Source organism: Plantactinospora sp. KLBMP9567, from assembly GCF_033446045.1.
GTDB lineage: Bacteria > Actinomycetota > Actinomycetes > Mycobacteriales > Micromonosporaceae > Plantactinospora.
Map to the genome: position 1 here is coordinate 22,297 of NZ_JAWQRR010000009.1, position 20,602 is coordinate 42,898.

Genomic DNA, 20,602 nt, shown 5'->3' on the forward strand with positions numbered 1-20,602 from the left:
TCGGCCGGGCCCCACGGTGGGTTTCCGGGCCGGGTCAACGGAGCAGCAGGTCGATCACTCCCGTGTCACTCTCCGCGGCGTGCCCGTCGGCGAGCCGGCGGGCCATCAGGTCCAGGTACGGCGTCAGCAGTTCCGTGCTGACCCCCTGCTCCCGGGCCGTGGTCAGCAGGGTCTCGTTCGCGGCCACCATCATCGCGAGGTTGGACCCGGTACCGGTGACGTAGTCGCCGCTGGCCAGTTGCGCCGCGGCCAGGTGCACGAACGGGGCCATCCCGGTAAGCCAGCCCTCCAGCAGCGGGGCGAAGTCCTTCGGCGGGATCTCCTCCCGGCGGATCAGCGCGAAGGCGTGCGCGACTCCGGCGAACATCCCGGTCATCGCGCTGAGCAGCGCCACGTCGTGCAGGGCGGCGAATCCGGGATCCGCGCCGACGTACCGGGTGTCGGCCGGTACGGCGAGCACGCCCCGGTGTACCTCGAAGAGGTCCCGGGAGCCGCTGTAGAAGACGTAGCCGCCGGAGCTGGCGACGCCGATCATCGGTGGTACCGCCATGATCCCGCCGTCCAGCAGCCGGGCGCCGCGCTGGTGCGCCCAGTCCGCGAGGGCGCGGGCCTGGCCGGGTGTACTGGTGGTGAGGTTGACCAGGTCCCGCCCGGTCAGGTCGGCGTCGGCCAGCGCCTGCCGGACCGAGGCGTCGTCGAGCAGACAGGTGACGACGAGGCCGCTCGCGGCCACCGCCTCGGCAGCGGTGCCGGCGACCCTGGCGCCGTCGGCGGCCACCGGTGCGGCCCGGGCTGCGGTGCGGTTCCAGACGGTCAGCGGATGCCCGGCGGCGAGCCAGGCGCGGGCGAGTGCGGTACCCATGGCACCGAGCCCGAGCAGGGTCAGCGGAGTTCTCGCGGCGGTGTCCTGTTCCATGCTCGTAGACTTGCCGCCGCCCGCCGGGCGCTCAAGTACGCACTGTGAAGTGGGTGGTTACCCCGGGGGAAGTGGGCTGGTGGGGAGGGGTGGCGATGCCGACGGTACGGCGGCCGGGAGTGCCGGGGGCGTACGTCTGCGGGATCGACGCGGCGATGGCCGTGGTCGGCGGCAAGTGGAAGGTGCTGATCCTCTGGGCACTCGGCGGACAGGTGTGCCGGTTCGGCGAGCTGCGCCGGCTGGTGCCGGGGGTGACCGAGAAGGTGCTCGCCTCGCACCTGCAGGAGCTGGAGGCGGACGGGATCGTGCACCGCGAGGTCTACGACGAGGTGCCGCCCCGGGTCGAGTACTCGCTGACTCCGCTCGGTGTCTCGCTCAACGCGGCGCTGGAGCCGCTCGGTGCCTGGGGCCGGGAGCACGTCCTCGGCGGCGGGTACCGGCCGGCCGGCGCCGACGTGTCGTCCGGGAACGGGACCCGGGGCGGCTGATGGAATTTTCCTTCGGTTCAATCGTCAACTATTGAAAGTTCTATACGCCGTCCGGTTGACTACCGGGCATGGTGACCCGCCGCCGAACCGCCCGCCTCGCCGGGCTGCTGCTCCTGGTGCCGTCCCTCATCCTCGCCGGTCCGGTCCCGGCGTACGCCGAACCGGTGCGGGTGCCGCCGCAGCCCGTGCCGGCCGCCGCCACCGCGCCGGAGGAGGCTCCGGCCGCCTCGTCGTACCCGGCACCGTCGTCCGCGCCGGTCCCGGCCGCCGCCGACGACGGGCTGGTGACCGACACCCGGACCCGGCCGGTCGCGCCCGGGCTCCACCTGACCTCCTTCGACCGGTACGACGCCAACGGCTGGCTGCGGGCCGACGCACTCACCGCCGACCTGACCGGCGGGCTCACCGTCGACTACGTCAACTCCGGCGAGGTCGCCCGGGCCGAACCGCTGCGCCGGGCCGTCGACCGGGCCGGTGCGGTGGCCGCGGTCAACGGGGACTTCTTCGACATCAACAACTCCGGCGCGGCCCAGGGCATCGGCATCCGCGACGGTGAGCTGGTCCAGTCGCCGGTCGCCGGGCACCACGAGGCGGTCGGGGTGACCGCCGAGGGCGTGGGCCGGGTGGTCCAGGTGCACTTCGACGGCACCGCCACCCTGCCGGCCGGACCGGTCACCCTCACCCAGTTCAACAACATGGTCGCGCCCGGCGGCGTCGGCGTCTTCACCCCGCTCTGGGGGTCGTACTCCCGGACCCGGGCGGTCGAGGGCGCCAGCCGGGTCACCGAGGTCACCCTGGTCGGCGGGCGGGTCGGCACGGTCACCCCGGCCGCCGGCAGCGGCCCGATCCCGGCCGGTACGACGGTGCTGCTCGGCCGGGAGGCCGGCGCCGACGCGCTCGCCGCACTGCGCCCCGGCGACCCGGTCGACCTGCGGTACGCGCCGAAGCCGTCGGACGGCAGCACGCTGCGCGCCGCGGTCGGCGGCAACCGGGTACTCGTCCGGGACGGTGTCCCGCAGGAGATCGGTGACGTCAACCCCGAACCCCGGACCGCGGTCGGGTTCTCCGCCGACGGCCGGAAAATGTTCCTGCTCACGGTGGACGGACGGCAGGCGGACAGCCGGGGCGTGACGCTGACCGAGCTGGGCCGGATGATGGCCGAACTCGGCGCGCACAACGCGCTCAACCTCGACGGTGGCGGCTCGTCGACGCTGCTCGCCCGCGAGCCCGGCCAGCCGGCTGTCCGGGTCGAGAACAGCCCGTCGGACGGCTCGGAGCGGCCGGTGCCGAACGGGCTCGCGCTCTTCGCGCCGGAGGGGAGCGGGCGGCTGCGGGCGTACTGGGTGAAGACCGTGCTCGACCCGGTGGCGGCGCCGGGCGTCGGGCCGGTGCGCGGCGGGCGCCCGGACCGGGTCTTCCCCGGCCTGACCCGGCGGCTGTCGGCGGCCGGCTACGACGAGACGTACGGCCCGGCGGCCGGTGCGCCGAACTGGCGGACCGAACCGTCGTCCCGGGGCACCGTCGACTCCGCCGGAGTCTTCCGGGCCCGGCGCTCCGGCGAGGTGACCGTCACCGCCTCCCGGGGCCGGGCGCGGGGCGAACTGCCGCTGACCGTGCTCGGTCCGCTGGCCCGGATCGACGGCACGGTCGACAAGGTCGGGCTGGCCGGCACGGGCGGCACCGGGTCGTTCGGCGTGGTCGGCTACGACGCCGAGGGGAACATCGCGCCGATCGAGCCGGCCGACCTGCGCCTGGAGTACGACCGGGAGCTGCTGGAGATCACCCCGGCCGCCGACGGCAGCCTCGCGGTGAAGGCCAGGGTGGACAGCGGCGCCGGGCTGGTCACGGTACGGGTCGGTGCGGCCAGTACGCTGCTGCCGGTGACGGTCGGGCTCACCGACGTACCGGTGGCGATGTTCGACGACGCGGCGAGCTGGCGGTTCAGTGCCGCCCGGGCCACCGGCTCGGCGACCCCGGTGCCGGGCCGCACCGGCACCGGCCTGAAGCTGGCGTACGACTTCGGCCAGTCCACCGGCACCCGGGCCGCGTACGCCGACCCACCCGCGTACATCCCGGTGGCCGGGCAGCCGCAGTCGTTCGGGATGTGGATATACGCGAACGGGCACGGCGAGTGGCCCAGCCTGCACCTGCACGACGCGCTCGACCAGCAGCACGTGCTGCGCGGCCCGTACCTCGACTGGACCGGCTGGCGCTACGTCGAACTGGCCGTACCGGCCGGCGTGGTGTACCCGGTCCGGATCCGCCGGTTCTACGTGGCCGAGACCGACGCGGCGGCGGCGTACACCGGGGAGGTGGTGATCGACGACATCGTCGCCCGGGTACCGTCCGAGGTGACCGCGCCGGCCGAGCCGCTCCGCACCGACCGGGTGGTGCTGACCGACGGCACCGTCGACCGGGCGCCCTGGCGGTTCGCGGTGCTCTCCGACGCCCAGTTCGTGGCCGCCGATCCGGACAGCGACCTGGTCGCCCAGGCCCGCCGTACGCTGCGCGAGGTGAAGGCGGCCCGGCCGGACTTCCTGGTGATCAACGGGGACTTCGTCGACACGGCCTATCCGGAGGACTTCGCGCTGGCGAAGCGGATCCTGGACGAGGAGTTGGGCGGCGCGCTGCCGTACCACTATGTGCCGGGCAACCACGAGATCATGGGGGCGCCGATCACGAACTTCCGGTCGGTCTTCGGCCAGACCTACCGGGTCTTCGACCACACCCCGCGCCGGGGCGGCACCCGGACCCGGTTCGTCACCCTGGACACCTCCACCGGCAGCCTGCGCGGCGGCGGCATCGGGCAGGTACTGGCGCTGCGTACTGCCCTGGACGGCGCGGCTCGCGACCCCGCCGTCGGCTCGGTGGTGGTACTGGAGCACCACGCGCCCCGGGACCCGACGCCGGCCAGGGCGAGCCAGCTCGGCGACCGCAAGGAGGCGGCGCTGTTGGAACGGTGGCTCGCCGAGTTCCAGCGCGAGACCGGCAAGGGGGCGCTCTTCGTGGGCGGACACGTCGGCAGCTTCTCCGCCGACCGGGTCGACGGGGTGCCGTATCTGATCAACGGCAACGCCGGCAAGAACCCGTCGACCGCGCCGCACCTGGGCGGGTTCAGCGGCTGGACGATGTTCGGGGTCGACCCGGTCAGTCCGGCCGAGGCGGCGGCGGCCCGACGCGACCCGCTGGCCGAGGGGCCGGAGTGGGTGAGCGCGCAGACCCGGGCGCACGTGGACGGGCTGACCCTGGCCGCCCCGTCCAGCCTGGCGGCGGGGTCGACGGTCGCGGTCACCGCCACGGTGACCCAGCCCGGTGGCCGGCAGGTGCCGGTCGCCGCCCCGCTCTCGGCCGACTGGTCCGGCTCGCCGAACCTCCACATCGGACCGGTGCGAGGACTGCGGCCCTGGCACGCCGCCTGGTTCGACCCGGCCACCGGCCGATTGACCGGGCTGCGCCCCAGCGGTGCCGTCCAACTCGCCGTCACGGTGAACGGGGTGACCACCCGGACGACCGTCCCGCTCACCCGCCGCTAGCCCGGCGGACCCGGGCGACCGTCCCCGCACATGCGCCGGTAGCCCGGGTGACGTCCCCTCCACGCCAGCATCCAGACGGACCTGGACACCAGAGGCGTTATCCGACAGCGGTAGCGCCTCTGGTGTCCAGGTCGGCAGCGGGCGTCCGCGTGCGGCGACGCGTGACGTGGGTGGCCGGGGCGGTCCGTGTGTGGTGGCGTGTGACGTGGGTGGTGGTGGGCGCTCGGGTCAGCGGTGGTGGGCGTCCGGGGCAGCGGTGGCGGGCGTGCGTGGTGGGCGGGCCGGTCGACGGACTAGAAGTCGCCCTCGGCGACCTGGAAGACGGTCAGGCCGAGGCCGCGCCACATCTTGACCACCTGCATCCGGTCGTCGAAGACCCCGACCACCCGGTAGCGGTCGCGGATCTCCCGGTCGAAGATCTCCCGCTTGACCACCGAATCGCGGCGCTGGTCACCGACCGCCCGCATGTGCAGGGCGAGGTACGGCACCCCGACGTGCTCGGCCAGCCACTGCTCGGTCGGCTCACGGCAGGACGCGTCCCGCCCGGTACAGAAGACCACCCCGTACCCGGCCGCGTGCATGGCCCGGACCGCCGAGATGACGGCGGTGTTGGGTCGGTCTTCGCCGACCCGGGTCATGTCGTACGGGCTGCGCCCGGACATCAACGCGACCGTGCCGTCGATGTCCACCAGTACGATCTCCGGCGCCTCGTCCGTCGGCGGGGTGTAGACGGCCGCCGGCCCGCCCGGCTCGACGGTCGGTACCGGCAGCGGCAGTGCCCGCCCGGCGAGGTACCGCTCGTGCAGCCGCCGGATCGCCTCCTCGCCGACCCGGTCCTGCTCGGGCCGCTCGGCGTCGCGCCGGACGCACTCGTCCACCGGTACGTCGGTGAAGTCGTGCACCTCGAAGTCGGCCCCGAAGCGCGCGGCGAGCTGCGCCCAGTCCCGCAGGGTCCGGGACCGCAGGTTGGTGTCGTCGACGCAGACGTCCGCCCCGGTCCGCAGCAGCGCCTCGACCTGGGCCCGCTGCACCACGGTGACCTGGCCCTCGGCCCACTGGGTGAAGAGCCGTTCCCCGTGCAGCATCCGGCGCAGGTCGTCGCGGTTCACCCGGACCACCCCGGGTTGCAGCTTCCGGGCGAAGGTGGTCTTCCCGGAGGCGGGCAGTCCCCGGGTGACGATCAGTCGCGCCATGCTTCTCCCTTACTCCGCTCGTCGCCATCATGACCCCTGTCGACCGAGCGCCTGCCGACCTCGGGCACCGGTTGCGCCGACCTCGGGCACCCGTTCAGTCGACCTCGGGCGCCGGTTCACTCGCCGTGGTGCGGCGTCCAGTCTGCCGGCGGGCGGGCCTGCTGCCAGAGCAGTGGGCGGTAGTCGCGGCCGTCGAGACGCAGGAAGAGGAAGGCGCGCTCCGGGTGCTGGGCAGCCCGCTCGGCGAAGTCGCGGCGGGTCCATCCGACAGGCAACCCGGCCACGAGCTCACCGTACGCCTGCTCGATCTTCGTGGCCCGAGCCTCGACGGTCGCGGTCAGTTCGGCCACGACGGAGTCGACCCAGCGGTGAAACTCGTCCGGCAGCGGCGCGATCCGGGCGGCGAGGTCCTGCGCGGTGACGAGGCACTCCCAGACGACCCGGGCGTTGAGCCCGAAGGTCAGCCGGTGCAGCAGGACGTACTCCGGATATTTGATCTTGACTCGCTCGTCGGTGTCCGGCCAGTGCACCACCAGCCCCTCCCGGCCGTCCCGGGCCGGCGCGGCCATCGCCTCGGCCAGCGTGCCGTGGGGCAGCCGCTCGACCACCGGGCCGGGCCAGTCCGGCACCGTCTCCGGGCCGAAGCTGCGCCCGGTGGCGATCTCCACCGTGCCGAGCAGTACCAGGTCGTCCAGGCCGCCGTAGTCGAGCACGATCCGGTTCGCCGGATAGACGATCTCGACCAGGACGGTCCGCCCCGGCGGCGGGGTGAAGCCGGGGTAGCGGGTCCGGAGTACGGCGGTGGCGTGCCGGGCCTGGTCGGAGGCGAACGAGCCCCGGGTGGCGACCGCGAAGCCGTCGCCGTCCGGATACAGCACACCGAGGCTTCCGTCGGCCTTGTCCGTTATCACCGCCGGTGCGTCCGGCCGGAGCGCCGGTGCGCCGGGCTGGTCGTGGTTGAAGAACTTCGGGTACGGCCGCGCCAGCACCGTCCCGGTGGACTCGTCCACGATCAGCCCTCGGCAGGCCAACGTCACCGGCGTCCAGTTTCCCGCGTAGGTGCACGCCTCGCTGTAGTTGTAGATCGCGATCGGGCGTTCCGGATGCCGCTGGACCCGGACCTGGCCGTCGGCGAGCGCGGCGGCCAGCGCCGCCGGATCGAGGATCTCGGCGAGCCGGGTGGCCGGGGCGAGCAGGGTGGGATCGGACGCGGAGGTGACCACGGGTGTGCCTTCCGGCGGGGTGGGAATGCGGGAGGGAGGAGTGACGTTATCCGTCACGGATCACGTGTGCAGCCCGATTTCGGGGTGGCCCATCCGCCATGGCACACTGGTCAGTCGGCCACCGGTTCCGGTTCACGCCCGAGTCCGTCATCGCCCCGCGACATCCCGATTTCGCGGTCGACGGATGCCGAGGGCGACCCGGCGACCATCCACGAAAGGACCGAGGCGACATGAAGCCCAACATCCACCCCGAGTACGTGACCACCGAGGTCACCTGCTCGTGCGGACACACCTTCACGACCCGCAGCACGGCGAAGGGCGGCTCGATCCACGTCGAGACCTGCAGCGCCTGCCACCCGTTCTACACCGGTAAGCAGCGCGTGCTCGACACCGCCGGCCGGGTCGCCAAGTTCCAGCAGAAGTACGCCAAGGTTCAGGCCAAGAAGGCCAAGTAGCCGCGTCGACGGCGCCCGCCTCCGGTTCGTCGCCGGGGGCGGGCGCCGTCGTGCCGTTACCGCCCGTCCCACGTTCCGGCAGAAGGAGTACGAGCATGAGCGGCGATCGGCTGGCCGGTCTCCTCGCCGAGTACGCGGAGTTGGAAGGGCGGCTCGCCGACCCCGCGATCCATTCCGACCAGGCCACCGCCCGTCGGGTGGGCCGACGGTTCGCCGAGCTGACCCCGCTGCACAAGGCCGCCGGTGAGCTGGAGCAGGCTCGGGCCGACCTGGCCGCCGCCCGCGAACTGGCTGCCGAGGATCCGTCGTTCGCGGCCGAGGCGGAGTCGCTGGCCGCGGCGCTGCCCGCCCTGGAGGGTCGGCTCGCCGAGCTGCTCATCCCGCGCGACCCGCACGACGCCAAGGACGTGATCCTGGAGATCAAGGCCGGTGAGGGCGGCGAGGAGTCCGCGCTCTTCGCCGGTGACCTGCTCCGGATGTACCTGCGGTACGCCGAACGGCACGGCTGGGCGACCGAGGTGCTGGACGCGCAGGACTCCGACCTGGGCGGGGTGAAGGACGTCTCGCTCGCGGTCAAGGCCAAAGGGGTGCCCGAGGGCGGCAACGGGGTCTGGTCCCGGCTCAAGTGGGAGGGCGGCGTGCACCGGGTACAGCGGGTGCCGGTCACCGAGTCCCAGGGGCGGATCCACACCAGCGCAGCCGGCGTACTGGTGCTGCCGGAAGCCGAGGACGTCGACGTCACCGTCGACCCGAACGAGCTGCGGATCGACGTGTTCCGGTCGTCCGGGCCGGGTGGCCAGTCGGTGAACACCACCGACTCGGCGGTGCGGATCACCCACATTCCGACCGGGATCGTGGTCTCCTGCCAGAACGAGAAGTCCCAGTTGCAGAACCGGGAGCAGGCGATGCGAATCCTCCGGGCCCGGCTGCTCGCCAACGCCCAGGAGCAGGCCGACGCCGCCGCCTCGGACGCCCGCCGCTCCCAGGTGCGTACGGTCGACCGGTCCGAGCGGATCCGGACGTACAACTTTCCGCAGAACCGGATCACCGACCACCGGATCGGCTACACGGCGTACAACCTCGACCTGGCGCTCGCCGGTGAGCTGGACGGCGTGCTGGACGCACTCGCCGAGGCGGACCGCTCGGCCCGGCTGGCTGGCGAGACGGAGCTGTCCCGCCGCTGAGCCATGCCCGGCTCACCGGGCTGGCCGTCAGCTCACCGCGCGGCCCTGGCCCTGGCCCGGACCATCTCCCGGTCGGCCAGCTCGAAGGCGACGCTCAGCGGGTCCCGCAGCTCGGTACCCGGACCGTGCACCTCGGCGAAGCCGACGCTCACCCCGACCGGCGCGCCCGGGACGATCGACTCCCAGTCCTCGGCGGCGACCGCCGCGCTGATCCGCCGGCCGACCTCACCCGCCTCGGCCATCCCGGCGCCCGGCAGCACCACCACGAACTCGTCGCCGCCGTACCGGGCCACGAAGTCGCCGCGCCGCATCACCCGGTTGATCACTCCGGCGATCCGTTGCAGCACGAGGTCACCGGAGTGGTGGCCGTGCGATGTGTTCACCGCCCTGAAGCCGTCGAGGTCGACCACGCCGACCACCGCCCGCTCGCCCCGGCCGACCATCCCGGCGACGTACCGCTCCAACCGGCGGCGGTTCGGCAGCCCGGTGAGCGGGTCGGTCAGCGCCTCGCCCTCGTAGCGGGCCGCCTCCCGGCGCATCTCCTCGTGCTCGATCCGGGCCGCGATGCCGTCGACGTAGACGTCCCGGAGCCGGTCGTTGCGCTGGGTCGCCAGCCGGAACGCGTACCGGTCGGCCCGGTGCGCCGCCGCGTGGTCGCCGACCCGGGCGTACGCCAGGCTGGAGAGCCGGGCGTGCTCGGCCGCGCCCAGCGTCTCGGCCGAGACGTGCACCGTCTCCAGCCGGGCCAGCGCCTCGGCCGGTCGACCGGCGGCGATGGCCAGGCACGCCCCGCCGAGCTGCCGCATGTCCCGGGTACGCGCGCTGTCCCCACCGTTGCCGAGCAGCCAGTCGGGATCGAGTTCCGGTACTGCCGACCCGCCGGTCGCGGCCCCGAGGGCGGCCTGCCGGGCGAGCGCGTATCCGTACGCCGCCCGGCTGCTCGGCCGCAACTGGCCGGCGGTGCCGGCCCCGACGAACCGTTCCAGGTCGCAGCCGACGTCCCGGAGCACCCGCAGGCAGCCGTCGCTGTCCCCGTGGTGGTCCAGCGCGACCGCGTTGCGCAGCCGGATGCCGGGCGCGGCGAAGGTCTCCTCGGGAATGCCGGCGGCCAGCCCCAGGTGGCGGGCCCGCTCGATGGCGCCGAGTGCGTAGCCGTGGAAGCCGAGGTAGGAGTAGGCCATCGCCAGGTCGTGCCAGCCCCAGGCGGTCTCCCGGTCGGGTTCGTGCACCGAGCCGAGCGCCCGGGCGCCCCGGACCAGGTGGGTGACGCAGCGGTCCAGCGCGCCCTGGTTGTGCGCGGCCAGCGCGGCCAGGGCGTGCAGGTGCCCGTGCAGGTACGGCTCGGGCAGGTCCCGGGCGGCGTCGAAGGCCTGCTCCACCGCCCGGGTGTATTCCGCGGTACGGCCCAGGTTGAGGATCGCGGAGAGTCGCTGGAGCAACGCGTCGGCCCGGGAGTACGGGTCGTCGGTGGTGCTGATCACCTGCTCGAAGATCAGACATGCCTCGGCGGATCGGCTGCTCTCCATGAGCGAACGGGCGTGTCTCAACTCCTCGGCCCGGTCACCGACCCGGTCGAGCCAACTCACGCACAACCTCCATCGCTTCGCCAGTCAGCCCCGCGGAGTCGAGGAGCCGACCGGTCGCCCGGAGGCACGGTGCCCGCCGGGACGCTCGACCGGTCTGAGCATCCAGTCGATCCGGGGTGGAAACGCGCCCGCAACGCAATGATTCCCGGCCGACGTTTCATGATTATGTCGTGACGCGTATCCCCCGGCATCCCCACGAAGCAACAGAACGGACCCGACCGTCGGTCGCGATCGCGGCCGCGACGTCCGCGCTGGCCCGGGCCGGTGTCGGGCCCGCCCGGACCGAGGCGGAACTTCTGCTGGCGTACGTCCTCGGCGTGTCGCGCGGTGCGCTGGCCGTGGCCGGCCCGCTCACCGGCGAGCAGCGGGACCGGCTGGCGGAGCTGGTCGAGCGGCGTACCCGGCACGAACCGCTACAGCACCTGCTCGGCTCGGCGGCGTTCCGGTATCTGGAGCTGGCGGTCGGTCCGGGGGTCTTCGTCCCGCGGCCGGAGACGGAACTGCTGGCCGGGTGGGGCATCGAGCAGGCCCGGCGGGTCGGAGCGGCCGGGACCGCCGCCGGCCGCTCGCCCGACCGCTCCGGCGCCGACCCGGCCGGTGGCGGGCCGCTGGTGGTCGACCTGTGCAGCGGCAGCGGTGCGATCGCGCTCTCGGTCGCGGAGGAGGTGCCCGAGGCCCGGGTGGTCGCGGTCGAGCGGTCGGCGGCGGCGCTGGACTGGCTGCGCCGCAACGCCGCCGAGCGGGCCGTTGCCGGCGACCGGCCGATCGAGGTGGTGGCCGGGGATGTGGCCGACCCGGAGCTGCTGGCCGGGTACGCCGGCCGGGTGGACGTGCTGCTCTGCAACCCGCCGTACGTGCCGGACGGCACCCCCGTACCGCCGGACGTGGCCGGGCACGACCCGGCGGAGGCGGTCTTCGGCGGCCCGGACGGCCTGGCGGTGATCCGGTTGGTGCTGGACCGGGCGGCCCGGCTGTTGCGCCCGGGCGGGGCGGTCGGCGTCGAGCACGACGACACGCACGGCACCGCGGTCCCGGACCTGTTGCGTGCGCACGGCCGGTTCGTCGAGATCGCCGATCATCCGGACCTGGTCGGACGGCCCCGGTTCGCCACCGCCCGCCGGGCCGACGCCCGCCGGTAACCGGCCGGAAGTCCCCGTGCCACGGTGGGCGCTCCGGCGTGGCAGACTGGCTCCTCGTGATGCTCTACGACTGCCGGTCACTGGCGGACCGTGACCGAGGCGTCGCCGCGGCCGTCGAGGCGGTCAAGAACGGCGAACTGGTCGTGATCCCGACCGACACGGTCTACGGGATCGGCGCGGACGCCTTCACCCCCTACGCGGTCAAGGCGCTGCTCAACGCGAAGGGCCGGGACCGGCAGCATCCGCCGCCGGTGCTGGTCGGCTCCCGGCGCACGCTGGACGGGCTGGTCTTCATGCTGCCGAGCACCGCCCGGGACCTGGCCGACGCGTTCTGGCCCGGCGCGCTGACGATCGTGGTCGAGCACTCGCCCAGCCTCCAGTGGGACATCGGCGACACCGGCGGCACCGTGGCGGTGCGCATGCCGCTGCACCCGGTCGCGCTGGAGGTGCTCCGGGAGACCGGGCCGATGGCCGTCTCGTCGGCGAACAAGACCGGCCAGCCGGCGGCGGTGACCGCCGAGGAGGCCCGGGAGCAGCTCGGCTACGCGGTCCGGGCCTACCTGGAGGCGGGGCCGTGTCCGGAGCCGGTGCCGAGCACCATCGTCGACGTCACCGGCGAGGTCCCCCGGGTGCTGCGCCAGGGCGCGATCCCGCTGGAGAAGCTCCGCGACGTCGTACCGGACATTCAGGGCCAGGTGTCCTGAGTGCCGCCGTTCACGGTCCTGCACGTCTGCCTGGGCAACATCTGCCGGTCGCCGATGGCGGAGCGGCTGCTCGCGCTGGCCGTACGAGAACGGCTGGCCCGGCGGGCGGCCGACGCGGACGACGCCGACCGCCTGGTGCACAGCCACAGCGCCGGCACCGGCGGCTGGCACGCGGGTGAGGAGATGAACCCGCCGGCCGCCCGGCAGGTGCGTTCCCGGGGCGGGGACGTGGCCGACTTCGGCGCCCGCAAGCTCCGTTCGGAGCACATCGACGCGGCCGACCTGGTGCTGACCGCAACCGCCGACCAGCAGGAGTACGTCGTGGCGCTGCGCCCCGACGCCGCCGACCGCACCTTCGTGCTCGGCGAGTTCGGCCGGCTGCTGCCCACCGTGGACGCCACGGCCCTGCCCCCGGCCGACCCGAGCGACCCGGACGCGGTCTACGCCCGGGGCACCGCCCTGGTGGTTGCGGTGGCGGCGGCGCGCAGCGGCTCCTCCCCGCTGCCCGGCGACGACCTCGACGACCCGTGGGGCCGGGGCGACCAGTGTTTCAGCCGGGTCGCCGACGAGATCGAGGATGCCGTCCGGCCGCTCGCCGCCGTCCTGCTGCCCTGACCGGGGGAACCGCCGGCGAGGTGGGAGATCTCCCGCCAGGCGTACTCGACCGCCGTCACTCCGGCTTGTGAATCTGGCCCGGTTTGCCATGAAACGGGTGCAGCGCCCGGAATGAGCCGTCAGGCTGACGGGGTCCCCGAACCCGGCAGATTGTCCGGGTCGCGTCAAACGCTGTCTCGCCCGGGAGGTACGGCATGCTCCGGCAGCGGCTGAACCAGCTCTGGACCATGACCCTGGCCGGCATCCTGGCCGGGACGATCCTGGCCGCCGCCGCGCTACCGGCCTCGGTGCTCCTGGCGGTGGGGGTGAAGTCGATCGGCGCCCGCTACGAGGACCTGCCGCAGGACCTGCGTACCCCGCCGACCGCCCAGCGCTCCTACCTCTTCGCGGCCGACGGCCGTACCCCGATCACCTCGTTCTACGACGAGAACCGGACGAACGTGCCGCTGGCCCAGGTGGCCGAGGTGATGCGGCAGGCGACGGTGGCGACCGAGGACGCCCGGTTCTACTCGCACGGCGGCGTGGACCTCAAGGGCGTACTCCGGGCCCTGGTGGCGAACAAGGTGGGTGGCGGGGTGCGGCAGGGCGCCTCGACGCTGACCATGCAGTACGTCCGCAACGTGCTCAAGAGCGACCCCGACCTGACGCCGGAGCAGCGTGCGGAGGCGACCGAGACCAGCGCCGGCCGCAAGATCCAGGAGATGCGGTACGCGCTCGCGCTGGAGCGCAGGCTCTCCAAGGACGAGATCCTCAGCCGATACCTGAACATCGCCTACTTCGGTGCCGGGGCGTACGGCATCGCCGCCGCCAGCCAGCGGTACTTCTCCAAGTCGGCCCGGCAGCTGACGCTGGCCGAGGCCGCCCTGCTGGCCGGGTTGCTCCGTTCGCCGGAGACGGACAGCCCGATCGGCGGGGACGCCGACGCCGCCCTGACCCGCCGCGGCTATGTGCTGCGCCAGATGGCCGAGACCGGAGTGATCCCCGCCGAGACCGCCACCCGGGCCCAGTCGGAGCCGATCCGGCTGCGGCCCGGTGCCGAGCCGAACGACTGCGCCGGCATCCCGGACGGGCGCTCCGACTGGGGCTTCTTCTGCGACTACTTCCAGCAGTGGTGGAACGCGAACCCCGCATTCGGGCTCACCGTCGACGAGCGGCAGCAGACGCTGCGCCGGGGCGGCTACCGGATCACCACCTCGCTCGACCCGGCCATCCAGGCCACCGCGCTGCGGCAGACCCTGACCGTGTACGAATACTCCGACCGCCGGGCCGCGCCGATGGCAGTGGTGCAGCCCGGCACCGGCCGGGTACTCGCGATGGCGGTGAACCGGCACTACCGGCTCGATCCCAACCCGCCGGGGCAGCGCAACTATCCGAACACCGTCAACCAGTTGATCGCCGGTGGCGGCGGCATCGACGGCTATCAGGCCGGGTCGACGTTCAAGATATTCACCCTGCTCGCCGCGCTGGAGGAGGGGATGCCGCTCAGCTCGGGCTATCTGGCCCCGTCCCGGCTGCTGACCAGCTATCCGATCGACGGGCCGAACGCCTGCGGCGGCTACTGGTGCCCGGCCAACGCCAACCCGGGATGGATGGACGGCTACCGCACCATGTGGACCGGCTTCGGGCGCTCGGTCAACACCTACTTCGTGGCGCTGCAACAGCGGATCGGCGCGGACCGGGCGGTCCGGATGGCCGAGCGGCTGGGCATCGTGTTCCGGGCCGACGACGACGCCCGGCTGGCCACGTACGGGGCGGAGGGCTGGGGGGCGTTCACCCTCGGCGTGGCCGCCACCACCCCGCTGGACCTGGCGAACGCGTACGCGACACTGGCGGCCGAGGGGAGGTACTGCAAGCCGCTGCCGGTGCTCTCGATCGTCGACTCCACCGGCCGGTCGCTGCCTGCCGCCGCGCCGAGCTGCGGAAAGATGCTCAGGGCGGAGGTGGCCCGGGCGGCGACCGACGCGGCCCGGTGCCCGGTCGGCGCCCAGTCGGCGTACGCCCAGTGCGACGGCGGCAGCGCCCCCGAGGTGGCGAGAATCCTCGGGGACCAGCCGGTGGCCGGCAAGACCGGCAGCGCGGAGGGGTACGCCACGGAGACCTTCGTCGGCTTCACCCCGCAGCTCGCGGCGGCGGCCATCGCCGCCAACCCGGACGACCCGAGCGACGCGGTCGGCCAGCCGGTGCAGCGGAAGGTCATCGAGGCGGTCGCCACCACCCTGGCCACGGCGCTTGCGGGGAGGCCGCGGCAGGACTTCACTCCGCCGGGTCGGGAGATCGCCTTCGGCGACGGCCCGGGCGACCTCGGCCCCACTCCGGCCGGACCGGGCCCCGATCCGTTCGCCCCGGCGCCGGTACCGACGCCGCCGGTCCCGGCTCCCACCGCCGCCGTCCCCCGCCCGACGCCACCGTCGCCGGCTCCACCCCGACCCACCGCCACGGCGCGGGGTCCGGTACGCCCGACGCCGCCCGGCCCCGCCGTGGTCGCGCCCCGGCCGACGCCACCGGTCCCGCCGCCGGCCCCCTCCCGCTGACGCACCCGCTGCCCGCGTCCCGCTGGTCACACCCCGCCGAGGTCCGACCGGCCTCACCCGGCCGGTGCGCTCCGGCAGGTCGTCGGGCGGCGTCCCGGGTACCCCCCATAGACTCGGACCCGGCCCAATGCCGAGCGCGACGAGAAGGTGCCGGGGTGAGCGAGCTGAGCGAGCGGACGGGTCGGCTCGGTGCCGGGGAGCCGACGTTCTGGGGGCCGGACTTCGACGAGCTGGCCGGGACCGACCCGGAGATCGCCGAGGTGCTGCTCGACGAGCTCGACCGGCTGCGCGGCGGGTTGCAGTTGATCGCCAGCGAGAACCTGACCTCCCCGGCCGTACTGGCGGCGCTCGGCTCCACCCTGACCAACAAATACGCCGAGGGTTATCCGGGCCGGCGCTACTACGGCGGCTGTGCCGAGGTGGACCGGGCCGAGCAGATCGGCATCGACCGGGCCAAGGCGCTGTTCGGGGCCGAGCACGCCAACCTCCAGCCGCACTCCGGAGCGAGCGCCAACCTGGCCGCGTACGCCGCGCTGGTGCAGCCCGGCGACACGGTGCTGGCGATGGACCTGCCGCACGGCGGCCACCTGACGCACGGCAGCCGGGTCAACTTCTCCGGCAAGTGGTTCGCCCCGGCCGGCTACCAGGTGCGCCGGGACACCGAACTGATCGACTACGACGAGGTACGCGAGCTGGCCCTGGCGCACCGGCCCAAGATGATCATCTGTGGCGCCACCGCGTACCCCCGGTTGATCGACTTTGCCCGGTTCCGGGAGATCGCCGACGAGGTCGACGCCTACCTCATGGTGGACGCGGCGCACTTCATCGGGCTGGTCGCCGGCCGGGCGATCCCGTCCCCGGTGCCGTACGCCGACGTGGTCTGCGCCACCACGCACAAGGTGCTGCGCGGGCCGCGGGGCGGCATGATCCTGTGCCGGGAGTCACTCGCCGGGCGGATCGACAAGGCGGTCTTCCCGTTCATCCAGGGCGGACCGTTGATGCATTCCGTGGCGGCCAAGGCGGTGGCGCTGCGCGAAGCGGCGTCTCCGGCCTTCCAGGCGTACGCTGCCCAGGTGGTTTCGAACGCGCAGGCGCTGGCCGCCGCCCTCGCGGCGGAGGGGATGCGCCCGGTCTCCGGTGGCACCGACACTCATCTCGCGCTGATCGACCTGCGCGAGGCCGGGATCACCGGCCGGGACGCCGAGGCGCGCTGCGACGCCGCCGCGATCACCCTGAACAAGAACGCCATCCCGTACGACCCGCAGAAGCCGATGGTCGCCTCCGGCATCCGGGTCGGCACCCCGAGCGTCACCAGCCAGGGCATGGGCGAGCCGGAGATGCGCCGGATCGGTGAACTGATCTCCCGGGCCGTCCGGACCGACCCGGCCGCGCCCGGGGGTGCCGACGCCCTCGCCGCGATCGGCGCGGACGTCGCCGACCTGGTGGCCGCGTTCCCGGCGTACCCCCGTGGCTGACCGGGCGGAGCCGGTCGAGGTGGCGGACCGGCCGGCGGAGCCGGAGGTGGCCGCCGCGGGCGGTGCCGGCGGGTCGCCGCCGGCCGACGCGCCCGGCACGGCGGACCGGCACTGGCGGCTGGCGCACCTGCCGGTGGTGCTCGGGGCGTCCGCGGGCCTGCTGGTCCTGGCCACCGTGCTCGGTGCGCTGCTGGGCGGCCGGATCGGCGCGGCCGGTGCCGCGGCCGGGGTCGGCTTGGTCACGCTGAGTTATCTGGCTTCCACGCTGGTCATCGCCTGGGCCGACTCCGTCCATCCCACCCTGGTGCTGCCGTTCGGTGTGGCGATGTACGTCGCCAAGTTCAGCGTGATCGGTGTGGTGATGGCCGGGGTCGCCGGCCGGGGCTGGGCCGGGCTGGAGCCGTTCGGCTGGGGAGTCCTCGCCGGGGTGGTGGCCTGGACCGGCGCGAACATCTGGTGGGTGGCCACCGTGCACGCCGTACGGACGCACCGGCCGCCCGAGGCGTGATCCGGGTCACCAGCCTCGGGTCGGGCCTGCTCCGAGTCCCGTTGACGGGACGGCACAGGAAACTGTCAGTGATCGGTCATTTTCCCGGTGGCGGAACCGGAGTAGCGTGCCCACAGACGACGCGCCCGCCCAGAGGCCCACACAACGAGGTTGTGCGGGGGGTGAGGCACAGCCTCGTATCCCCGGCTGATATCGTTCGGCCGTCATGACCGGTGACCAAACCCCCCAACCCCCCGGTGGCTCGGGCACTCCCGAGGCCGGCGAGGGGTGGACCGCGCTGGCATACCTCATCGGAGGTCTGGCGGTGTGGGGCTGCATCGGTTGGTTGGTCGACCAGTGGCTCGAAACAGGTGGCCTGGCCACCGGGATCGGGTTCCTGCTCGGCGGAGCCGGGGGTGTCTACCTGGTCATCCGCCGACTCGGCACCCCTAGCTAGGAAAGGGACGCGGTGATCGGACAGTCGATCGTCCTGGCGGAGGACGGCAAGGTTCCGTTTCCACCCAGCGTGGAGGATTTCTTTCTGCCGAGCATCGTGCCGTGGGGCGAGCACAGTGTGTGGTTCACCAAGTTCACCGCACTCATATGGCTGGGCGCCGCCGTCACGATCATTTTCTTCCTGGTTACCTACCGGAAGCCGCAGCTGGTGCCGACCAAGAAGCAGTGGATCGCGGAGTCGATCTACGGTTTCGTCCGGAACAGCATCGCGGTCGACATGATCGGGCACCGGGGCGTGGCGTTCGCGCCGTACCTCGCCACGCTGTTCTGCTTCATCTTCATCAACAACCTGTGGCAGATTATTCCGTTCGTCCAGATCTCGCCGATGTCACACATCGCGTTTCCGGCGCTCCTGGCGATCATCAGTTACGTGATGTTCATCTGGGTGGGCATCCGGCACCACGGTTTCGGAAAGTTCTTCAAGCATTCACTGATGCCGCCGGCGCCGTGGTTCATGCAGCCGCTGCTGATCCCGATCGAACTCTTCTCGACGTTCATCGCCCGGCCGGTGTCGCTGGCGCTGCGGTTGTTCGCCAACCTGTTCGCCGGGCACATCATCCTGCTGGTCTTTACGATGGGCGGCTTCGTGCTGCTGAATTCGGAGTCGTTCTTCCTGAAGCCGATCTCGGTGCTCTCCTGGGCGGTGTCGATCGCGATCACCTTCCTGGAGGCGCTGGTCATCGTCCTGCAGGCCTACATCTTCACCGTGCTGACCGCCAGCTACGTGCAGGGCGCGCTCGCCGACGAACACTGACGCGCACCCGACGAACACCGACCCGCATACAACCGCACACCCGTTGTCGTCCCGCGTGAGCCCTCACGCGTGATTCCAGGAGGAACCAACTAATGTTGTCGTCGACCCTCGCCGCCGTTGAAATCACCGGCAACCTCAGCGCCATCGGCTACGGCCTCGCGGCCATCGGTCCGGGTATCGGTGTCGGCCTGGTCTTCAGCGCCTACATCCAGTCGACCGCCCGGCAGCCGGAGTCGTCCCGGATCACCCTGCCGTACGTCTGGATCGGCTTCGCCGTCATCGAGCTGCTGGCGCTGCTGGGCATCGCCTTCGGCTACGCCTTCAGCGTCTAGCCGTACTCCTCGAACCGGGAGGTTCTGATGCTTTACTGGGCTGCGGAGGGCGTTACCCACAACCCGATCCTGCCGGACTGGCGGGAGATCGTGATCGGGTCGATCGCCTTCGCCATCCTCTGCTTCATGCTGATGAAGTTCGTCTTCCCGCGGATGGAGCAGACCTTCCAGGCTCGGGTGGACGCCATCGAGGGCGGGATCAAGCGCGCCGAGGCCGCCCAGGCCGAGGCCAACCAGCTCCTCGAGCAGTACCGCGCACAGCTCGCCGAGGCGCGGACCGACGCGGCGAAGATCCGCGACGACGCCCGGGCCGACGCCGAGGGCATCCGGCAGGACGTCCTGGCCAAGGCCAGGGAGGAGTCCGACCGGATCATCGCGGCCGGCAAGGATCAGCTCGCCGCCGAGCGGGCCACCATCGTGCGCGAGCTGCGCACCGAGGTGGGCACGATCGCGGTCGACCTGGCGAGCCGGATCGTCGGTGAGTCGCTGGCCGACGAGGCACGGCGCAAGGGCACCGTCGAGCGGTTCCTGGCCGACCTGGAAGGCGTCGGCGCCGGCAACGGCTCGGCCAACGGCTCTGCCGTACGGGCGAGCTGATGCAGGCCGCCAGCCGGGAGTCGTACGCCGCCGCACGGCAGCGTCTCGACGCGTACGCCGGCCAGACGGACGCGGACCGGATCGTTGCCACCGGTGACGACCTCGGGTCGGTCGCCGGCCTGCTGCGGCGCGAGCCGCGGCTGCGCCGGGCGCTCTCCGACCCGGCACGGGCCGGCGAGGACCGGGCCGCACTGCTGGAGTCGGTGATCGGCGACAAGGTCGACGCGGACGCCAGGGAGCTGCTCCGCGTGCTGGTCTCCGGCCGCTGGTCGGCGCCGTCCCAGCTACTCGAGGGCACCGAGCGGCTCGGGGTGGAGGCGCTGCTGGCCAGCGCCGACCGGGCCGGCGACCTGGGCGAGGTGGAGGACGAGCTGTTCCGCTTCGGTCAGGTGGTCGCCGCCGACGCGGAGCTGAGCAACACGCTCTCCGACCCGATCGCGCCGGTGGCGCAGCGGGCCGAGCTGACCGGTGCGCTGCTGTCCGGCAAGGCCAGACCGGTGACGATCAAGCTGGTCGAGGTCGCGCTCGCCGGGTTCGGCGGGCGCTCCTTCTCCGGGGCGCTGACCCGGCTGGTCGAGCTGGCCGCTGACCGGCGGGACCGTCAGGTGGCGTACGTCACCGTTGCGGCCCCGCTGGCCGAGGAGGAGGAGCGCCGGTTGGGTAGCAAGCTCACCGAGCTATACGGTCGGGAGGTCAGCGTCAAGCAGACGGTGGATCCGACCGTGCTGGGCGGGCTGCGCGTCCAGATCGGGTCCGACCTCTACGACGGCACGATCCTGCGCCGCCTCACCGACACCAGAAACGCGCTCGCGCGGGGCTGACCACCACTGACGCCTCCGCGTAGCGCCGAGAAAGACATCCACGCCGTTCCGGT

Annotated in this window: 19 protein-coding genes; 15 read left to right on the forward strand and 4 right to left on the reverse strand. The window is 72.9% G+C overall.

Features of this window, described 5'->3' with window-relative positions:
• Nucleotides 1–34: 34 nt before the first annotated feature.
• Nucleotides 35–916 carry an NAD(P)-dependent oxidoreductase gene (locus tag R6Y94_RS05955; RefSeq protein WP_318394753.1) on the reverse strand — a complete coding sequence of 294 codons (882 nt, stop codon included), beginning with the start codon at nt 914–916 and terminating at the stop codon, nt 35–37.
• A gap of 95 nt (nt 917–1,011) precedes the next feature.
• Here R6Y94_RS05955 and R6Y94_RS05960 point away from each other — a divergent pair, with 95 nt between their 5' ends.
• Together R6Y94_RS05960 and R6Y94_RS05965 are read left to right on the forward strand one after the other, a co-directional pair.
• Complete coding sequence (locus tag R6Y94_RS05960; RefSeq protein ID WP_318394754.1) at nt 1,012–1,404, forward strand: helix-turn-helix domain-containing protein; 393 nt, start codon at nt 1,012–1,014, stop codon at nt 1,402–1,404.
• 68 nt (nt 1,405–1,472) lie between these two features.
• The gene (locus R6Y94_RS05965; RefSeq protein ID WP_318394755.1) at nt 1,473–4,937 is read left to right on the forward strand and encodes a phosphodiester glycosidase family protein; all 3,465 of its coding nucleotides are present in this window, start codon (nt 1,473–1,475) and stop codon (nt 4,935–4,937) included.
• Between the two features lie 293 nt (nt 4,938–5,230).
• On the opposite strand, the gene R6Y94_RS05970 is transcribed toward R6Y94_RS05965, so the two are convergent.
• Entirely contained in the window at nt 5,231–6,130 is a 900-nt protein-coding gene (locus R6Y94_RS05970) for an AAA family ATPase (protein ID WP_318394756.1), read from the reverse strand.
• 116 nt (nt 6,131–6,246) lie between these two features.
• On the reverse strand, nt 6,247–7,353 hold the full coding sequence (locus tag R6Y94_RS05975; protein WP_318394757.1) for an RNA ligase: 1,107 nt from the start codon (nt 7,351–7,353) through the stop codon (nt 6,247–6,249).
• 230 nt (nt 7,354–7,583) lie between these two features.
• On the opposite strand from R6Y94_RS05975, the gene rpmE reads away from it, so the two are divergent.
• Both rpmE and prfA read left to right on the forward strand, forming a co-directional pair.
• Nucleotides 7,584–7,808 (forward strand): 50S ribosomal protein L31, encoded by a 225-nt coding sequence (gene rpmE, locus R6Y94_RS05980; protein WP_318394758.1) that lies wholly within the window; start codon nt 7,584–7,586, stop codon nt 7,806–7,808.
• Nucleotides 7,809–7,903: 95 nt separating this feature from the next.
• Complete coding sequence (gene prfA, locus R6Y94_RS05985; RefSeq protein ID WP_318394759.1) at nt 7,904–8,992, forward strand: peptide chain release factor 1; 1,089 nt, start codon at nt 7,904–7,906, stop codon at nt 8,990–8,992.
• 32 nt (nt 8,993–9,024) lie between these two features.
• Here the strand turns inward: prfA and R6Y94_RS05990 are convergent, their stop codons facing one another.
• Nucleotides 9,025–10,578 (reverse strand): GGDEF domain-containing protein, encoded by a 1,554-nt coding sequence (locus tag R6Y94_RS05990; protein ID WP_318394760.1) that lies wholly within the window; start codon nt 10,576–10,578, stop codon nt 9,025–9,027.
• A gap of 170 nt (nt 10,579–10,748) precedes the next feature.
• Here R6Y94_RS05990 and prmC point away from each other — a divergent pair, with 170 nt between their 5' ends.
• From prmC to R6Y94_RS06045, 11 genes are all read left to right on the forward strand, one after another.
• Complete coding sequence (gene prmC, locus R6Y94_RS05995; protein ID WP_318394761.1) at nt 10,749–11,717, forward strand: peptide chain release factor N(5)-glutamine methyltransferase; 969 nt, start codon at nt 10,749–10,751, stop codon at nt 11,715–11,717.
• Between the two features lie 59 nt (nt 11,718–11,776).
• A complete protein-coding gene (locus tag R6Y94_RS06000) occupies nt 11,777–12,421 on the forward strand; it encodes an L-threonylcarbamoyladenylate synthase (protein ID WP_318395063.1) in 645 nt (214 codons plus the stop codon).
• Nucleotides 12,422–13,036, forward strand: coding sequence for a phosphotyrosine protein phosphatase (locus R6Y94_RS06005; protein ID WP_318394762.1), 615 nt, complete (start codon nt 12,422–12,424; stop codon nt 13,034–13,036). It abuts the gene before it with no gap.
• 194 nt (nt 13,037–13,230) lie between these two features.
• Entirely contained in the window at nt 13,231–15,567 is a 2,337-nt protein-coding gene (locus R6Y94_RS06010; protein WP_412102694.1) for a transglycosylase domain-containing protein, read from the forward strand.
• Nucleotides 15,568–15,722: 155 nt separating this feature from the next.
• Nucleotides 15,723–17,042, forward strand: a complete 1,320-nt coding sequence (gene glyA, locus R6Y94_RS06015; RefSeq protein WP_318394763.1) for a serine hydroxymethyltransferase — start codon at nt 15,723–15,725, stop codon at nt 17,040–17,042.
• Between the two features lie 46 nt (nt 17,043–17,088).
• Nucleotides 17,089–17,550: a hypothetical protein gene (locus tag R6Y94_RS06020; RefSeq protein WP_318395064.1), complete on the forward strand. Its 462-nt coding sequence runs from the start codon at nt 17,089–17,091 to the stop codon at nt 17,548–17,550.
• 205 nt (nt 17,551–17,755) lie between these two features.
• Entirely contained in the window at nt 17,756–17,986 is a 231-nt protein-coding gene (locus tag R6Y94_RS06025) for an AtpZ/AtpI family protein (RefSeq protein ID WP_318394764.1), read from the forward strand.
• Between the two features lie 12 nt (nt 17,987–17,998).
• Nucleotides 17,999–18,799 carry a F0F1 ATP synthase subunit A gene (gene atpB, locus R6Y94_RS06030; RefSeq protein ID WP_318394765.1) on the forward strand — a complete coding sequence of 267 codons (801 nt, stop codon included), beginning with the start codon at nt 17,999–18,001 and terminating at the stop codon, nt 18,797–18,799.
• A 92-nt stretch (nt 18,800–18,891) separates the two neighbouring features.
• Nucleotides 18,892–19,131, forward strand: a complete 240-nt coding sequence (locus R6Y94_RS06035) for a F0F1 ATP synthase subunit C (RefSeq protein ID WP_318394766.1) — start codon at nt 18,892–18,894, stop codon at nt 19,129–19,131.
• Between the two features lie 27 nt (nt 19,132–19,158).
• Entirely contained in the window at nt 19,159–19,728 is a 570-nt protein-coding gene (locus R6Y94_RS06040) for a F0F1 ATP synthase subunit B (protein WP_318394767.1), read from the forward strand.
• Nucleotides 19,728–20,549 carry a F0F1 ATP synthase subunit delta gene (locus tag R6Y94_RS06045; RefSeq protein WP_318394768.1) on the forward strand — a complete coding sequence of 274 codons (822 nt, stop codon included), beginning with the start codon at nt 19,728–19,730 and terminating at the stop codon, nt 20,547–20,549. The genes R6Y94_RS06040 and R6Y94_RS06045 overlap by 1 nt, the downstream gene beginning before the upstream one ends.
• Nucleotides 20,550–20,602: the final 53 nt, after the last annotated feature.